Consider the following 5174-nt stretch of genomic DNA (forward strand, 5'->3'; position numbering starts at 1 on the left):
GTGTATAAGAGACAGGTTCTGGGTTGGTGCGATGGGATCGTACGATAACCGAAGTCAAAAAATCGCGATGGCGTTTGCACGTATTCTTAACGAGGCCAATATCTCGTTTGCGATTCTCGGAAACGATGAGAAAAACTCGGGCGATACACCACGTCGAATCGGGAACGAAGTCTTGTTCCAAGAACTCGCAGAAGCAAACATCAAATCATTTGAGAAATACGGCGTCAAAAAGATTGTCACGATTGATCCGCATGCCTACAATACATTTAAAAACGAGTATCCAGATTTCGGACTGAGTCCGGACGTTGAAGTGTATCACCATACGGAATTGCTCGCACGACTGATTGACGAGAAACGGATCACACCGCTCCATGAAGTCAAGGAGCGTGTCGTTTATCACGATTCGTGTTATCTCGGTCGTTACAATGATATTTACGACGCACCACGTTATATTCTCGAGAAGATTCCAGGAATCACGCTCGTCGAGACGGAACGCAATCGGGAAAAAGGGATGTGTTGCGGTGCTGGCGGCGGGATGATGTGGCAAGAAGAAAAAGTCGGCGCACGCGTCAACGTCGCACGGACGGAACAATTGTTGACGGTCCAACCGTCTGTCATTGGGTCAGCATGTCCGTACTGTCTGACGATGCTCAGTGACGGCACGAAGGCGAAGGAAGTCGACGAGGCGGTTGCTACGTACGATGTCGTTGAATTACTGGAACGCTCGATCGTCGGTGTACCAGTCGAAGAACCTGTCGCAACCGTATGAAAAAGTGGGATGAAACGATTATTCTCGTGCGAACGGGAGTAGTCGTTTTTTTCTCTTAAAAAGCGCGACGTTTTACTGTATGGTTTTGACATGATAAGATAAAAGAACTAGCTATGGAAAGGAGGTGAGAATCTTTTGGGAAGGCGTTACTTCGAATCGGTCAGGTCGCGGAGACCACCGGCTTATCAAAACGAACGATCGATTACTACACATCACTCGGTCTGTTAACACCAGAGCGTACCGCTTCTGGCTACCGTCTGTATGACGAATCGGTCATTCATCAAATCGAAAAGATTGAATATTTGAAGTCTCAACGGCTTTCCCTGCAAGAGATTCTTGCTTCTTTTACGGAACGGGAACAAAAAACAGGGGAGACGATTTATCAGGAAGTGAAACAACTTCAGGCGACGGTTGAAGGACTCGAGCAGCGTTTGTTACATTCGACGGACGTCGAAAAACAAGCGATCCGCTTAGAACTGTCCCGGCGTCTAACATTGATTGCTTCCTTGATTGCACAGCTTTAATACAAAACAATGGAGGTGACCCCTGTTTAGGGGATTTTGGATACTATATTATTCATCAATTTATTTTTAGTGGTCTTGTTGATTGCGTTGACGGCGTTTTTCGTCGGATCGGAATTTGCTGTCGTTAAGGTTCGGATGTCGCGTTTGGATCAAATGATTCAAGAAGGGAACAAAAGTGCCGTCCTTGCGAAAAAAATCGCGGGCGATCTTGATTACTACTTGTCTGCCTGTCAGCTTGGGATCACGGTCACGGCACTTGGTCTTGGGGCACTTGGTGAACCAACCGTCGAAAAGATCTTGCACCCTGTCTTCGATGACTTCGGGATCTCTGTTGCTGTTTCGACACTCTTGTCGTTTGGTATCGCATTCGTATCCGTAACGTTCTTACACGTCGTTATCGGTGAACTCGCTCCGAAGACGCTTGCGATTCAGTATGCAGAACGCATGACATTGTTGTTCGCCCGTCCACTTTATGTGTTCGGTAAAATCATGTACCCATTCATTTGGTTACTCAACGGTTCAGCGCGCTTATTCCTCGGTCTGTTCGGTGTCAAACCAGCAGGGCATGAACAAGCCCACTCGGAAGATGAATTGAAAATCATCATGGCGCAAAGTTTCCAAAGTGGTGAAATCAACCAAACGGAACTTGCCCTCATGCAAAACGTCTTTGCGTTTGATGAGCACATCGTCAAAGACTTGATGGTGCCGCGGATGCGGATGGAGACGATCTCGGAACGTTTGACAAAGGATGAACTGATGGAAATCTTCATGGATAATCCATACACGCGTTACCCGGTCACAGAAGAAAACGATAAGGACCGGATTCTCGGATACGTCAACGTCAAGGAAGTCTTGACGGATTATGCGAACGGCAATGAGCATCCGGTGACGCATTATATCAAGGATTTACCGGTTGTTTCGGAAGTGACGTCGCTTCAAGAGACACTTCGCAAGATGAAACGGACCCGGACCCATCTCGTTCTCGTCGTCGATGAATACGGTGGAACGGCAGGTCTCGTCTCGATGGAAGACTTACTCGAAGAAATCGTCGGTGAAATCCGTGATGAATTCGACGCAGATGAAGTCGAAGAAATCGAACAGGTCAAATCGGACGAGTTCCTACTCGACGGTACAGTCTTGCTCGCTGACTTGGAAGAACGTTTCAATATTCGTTTTACGAATGTCGAAGATGTCGATACGATCGGTGGCTGGATTCAGATGCATAACATTGATCTTCAGCCAGGTGAGCATATCGATACACCAGACTTCTCCGTCGAGGTGATGGAGATGGAGAACTATCAAATCAACCGCGTCAAGATTTGGTTGCATCCAGCTGAACAAGCAGAAGCATAAGATGGTCGGTTCCTCATGGAGGAGCCGGCTTTTTTATATCACATCAGTCAAAAAATCAAGAATAGACGGATTGTGCGAACTTTGGGTAGTCGTGATAGGAAAATGCAGAGAGGAGCGGGAATGTAATCTACAGCTACTTTATTGTTCAATCGCGTCCTATGAAACGAGGAGGTATTCCGTGCTCGAGCAGATTCCATTCTTACTGAGTCGTTTAGGTATGTTAGCACTGTTAGCCTTTTTATTGTCCCAGTGGCGCATTTCCCGATACATATTCAAGATGGACCGCGGAATGAATCTTCCACTGCTCTTCGCATTCGTGTCATCCGGTATTTTGATGAACTACGCAGGAATTGAACTTTCGCAAGATACGACGATTGATCCGTTACTCGGATTAGCCGTCGAAAAAGATGCCTTGTTGCTTGATACCCGACTCGCTGTCATCGTGACGAGCGGATTGATTGGTGGACCCGTGATCGGCGGCATCACGGGATGTTTGGTTGGTCTACACCGCTACGTACTCGGTTCGTTAGGGGCAGAAGCCGGTTGGATCATCGCCATGCTCGCTGGACTTGCGAGCGGCTGGTATCGAAAACGCTGGCGTTTGCATGATGGTTATGCAATTGTTCCGCCCATCGGTATCGTCTTGACAGCATTGCTGTTTGAAAGTGGAATCACGCTATTACTTGCACCGGATACGGCAAAAGCACTTGATTTGATGAGTCGTGCCGCTTTTCCATTACTGTTCGCAAACATATGTGGGGTCGTACTGTTCATCATGATTTTACGGACACAACTTCGACTCGAAGGAGCACTCTTCGTCCGGCAAACCGAGCGATCCGATCGTCTATTGCAAGCATTACAACCCTTACGAAAGCAGGGATTGACTTCGGAAGTCGCGCGACAGATCGGAGCGACGTTATTGAAGGAGACAAAGATGCAACGGATCGTCGTGCTCGGGGCGACAGAGGTCGTCATCGATATGACGGACCAGCAACCAGCAGTCTGTGGCGAGCAACCGAGACGCGAGGAGCAACGATGGATCGAAGCAGAAGAACCCGTCCGACAGGAAGACGAGCAGACGGGACAAATTCTCAGTTTTCATCCGATGCGCATTAACGGTCAAAAAGCAGGGGTCATCTGTTACTTTTCGAAAGACTTATTTGACGACACCGTCGAGCGGATGACGGAACAACTCGTCCGTTTATTAGCACGAGAGTTGCATATGTACCGAGAAGATCAGTTGCTCCGGTTAAGCGGAAGAAAGATGAAACCGATGTTACACGTCAGCTATCTGAAAGGCATCATCGAAGAAATCCAGCGGACAGCTGATCCGGGAACTCCCGTGAAACATCAATTGAATGCACTGCTTCAACTGTTGACGACAGCGACGCGGCATGATGAACATCCACTACGCGAGGAACTGGCGACCCTGAAAGCCTATTTATCACTAGAAGGAACACGACGTCGCCCGAATCAACTGACCTCCGCCGATATCACGGTCGATCTTGATATCGAGACCGCTGTTGAAGAATACTTCGTTTTCCCGTTCCTTGTGACACAGCTCGTCGATAATGCACTGCGTCATGCGTTCGTAAAGGCAGGGCGCCATCACCGGATTGATGTCCGTGCCTTCAAGGCGACGACAGACTGGGTCATCGAAGTCACGGATAACGGACAAGGGATGCCGCTTGCCGTGATGCAACAACTGGATCAACAGGAGGCGGGGGATTCGAATCTGTTCCTGATTCGACGCGCATTAGACGTGACATACGGTCCGACTGCAACATTACACGTCCACTCGATCATCCATCAAGGGACTCGGATCGAAGTGCGATTACCACTTCCGTCTCTGTAACAACAATGGTCTTTTGCCATTGTTGTTTTTTTGTCTCGTTCCGAGGGTAAATACGAAAACAGGAAAACGTATCGTACAGGAGGAAGCAAATGATGATTACGACAACAGAAGTAGGGCAACTAGGAGATCAGTCCTTGTTACGATTCACGTTACAGAATGTGCATGGGCATAGTATCGATATCTTGAACCGAGGCGCAAAAATTCTTGCCATCCGGGTTCCGGATCAACATGGAATGGTCGAAAATGTCGTACTCGCGTTTGACGACCTATCAGAATACCAAGATGATCCGCATCACTTAGGCGCCACGATCGGACGCGTCGGAGGACGAATTGCGAATGGTGCGTTTGCGTTGGAAGGAATGACGTATGTACTCGAACAAAATGAGGGTGAACATCACCTCCATGGAGGAAGCGAAAATTGGGCGAACCGAATGTTCACGCACGAAATCAACGACGACAAACTTGTTCTACGTTTAGATAGTCCGAGTGGGGAGAACGGCTATCCGGGGCACTTGTCGTTCACGCTGACATTCGAATGGACAGACGAGAACGTCCTGCATATCTATTATGAAGCGGAGACGACAGCTTCGACACCATTCAGTCCGACGAATCATACGTACTTTAACTTGACGGGTGAAGCAAAAACGACGATCGAACAGCATCTGTTACGAAT

General features: G+C 48.3%; 4 protein-coding genes and 1 pseudogene. All 5 read left to right on the top strand.

What is annotated here, in order from left to right; genetic code table 11:
- On the top strand, positions 1-769 hold a 769-nt coding region (locus F8N00_RS16055), incomplete at its 5' end, for a (Fe-S)-binding protein (RefSeq protein ID WP_421018566.1).
- Between the two features lie 155 nt (positions 770-924).
- On the top strand, positions 925-1293 hold the full coding sequence (locus F8N00_RS16060; protein WP_035399153.1) for a MerR family transcriptional regulator: 369 nt from the start codon (positions 925-927) through the stop codon (positions 1291-1293).
- Between the two features lie 36 nt (positions 1294-1329).
- Entirely contained in the window at positions 1330-2646 is a 1317-nt protein-coding gene (locus F8N00_RS16065) for a hemolysin family protein (RefSeq protein ID WP_421018567.1), read from the top strand.
- 178 nt (positions 2647-2824) lie between these two features.
- Entirely contained in the window at positions 2825-4501 is a 1677-nt protein-coding gene (locus F8N00_RS16070; RefSeq protein WP_421018568.1) for a LytS/YhcK type 5TM receptor domain-containing protein, read from the top strand.
- 92 nt (positions 4502-4593) lie between these two features.
- A pseudogene (locus F8N00_RS16075) lies at positions 4594-5174 on the top strand (galactose mutarotase); the annotation flags it as partial.

It is taken from the genome of Exiguobacterium sp. A1_3_1, from assembly GCF_048985645.1.
Taxonomy (GTDB): Bacteria; Bacillota; Bacilli; order Exiguobacteriales; family Exiguobacteriaceae; genus Exiguobacterium_A; species Exiguobacterium_A indicum.